Below are 732 nucleotides of genomic sequence, written 5' to 3'. Positions count from 1 at the left end.
GCCGGCTCGCCGCCCCGGCCGCGGGGGTGCACCGGTCGAGGGCGGCGGCGCCGGTCGTGCCCCGCAACTCCGCGCCGCGAATGCGAACCTCGGTCGCCGGGTACCCCGTACGGATGCCAACGATCGCGCGTTGTCGGCGCGTTCGTGAGCCGATCGAGGGCGAGCGTTGCGTACGCACGTGCGTGCGTGCGTGCGTTGGTACGTCCGCCCGTCCGCACGTCCGCACGTCCGCACGTCCGCACGTCCGCACGTCCGACGAGGAGAATCCGTCATGCAGCAGGACAAGCACCCCACCTACGGTCCCGTGGTCTTTCGGGATCGCTCCGCCGGTTACGCCTTCCTCACCCGCTCGACCGCCACCAGCGAGCAGACGATCGAGTGGGACGACGGCAAGACGTATCCGGTCGTGGATGTGGAGATCTCGTCGGAGAGCCATCCCTTCTTCACCGGGCAGGCGCGGCCGGTGGACCCGGAGGGCGAGATCGCCAAGTTCGAACGACGCTACGGCTCGGGGCCGGACGCGAAGTAGGTCGGTGCCGGGCGTCGGCCCTGCGGATCGGTGCCGGGGGGCGCCCGTCGCCGGCTGCTTGAGCTCGCCCGCTCGGGGTACGCGAATCGTATGAACGTGTCTTCGCGGCAGTCGCCGAAGCATCCTCGCGGGAGCGAAGCGGCCCACCCGCGCAGTGACCTGCAGGCACGGCTCGTGATGTCCGGGATCGCGTTGCCGTTCTT

The 732-nt window shown here is 70.6% G+C and carries 1 protein-coding gene; it reads left to right on the top strand.

All coding sequences use genetic code 11. From position 1 onward, the window contains the following. Positions 1-271 precede the first annotated feature (271 nt). Complete coding sequence (locus tag GT354_RS50500; protein ID WP_161364984.1) at positions 272-529, top strand: type B 50S ribosomal protein L31; 258 nt, start codon at positions 272-274, stop codon at positions 527-529. Positions 530-732 lie beyond the last annotated feature (203 nt).

This window comes from Streptomyces sp. SID3343 (assembly GCF_009865215.1).
Lineage (GTDB): Bacteria > Actinomycetota > Actinomycetes > Streptomycetales > Streptomycetaceae > Embleya.
Note: the sequence above shows the minus strand (reverse complement) of the source record. Positions and strands in the feature narration are given on the sequence as shown.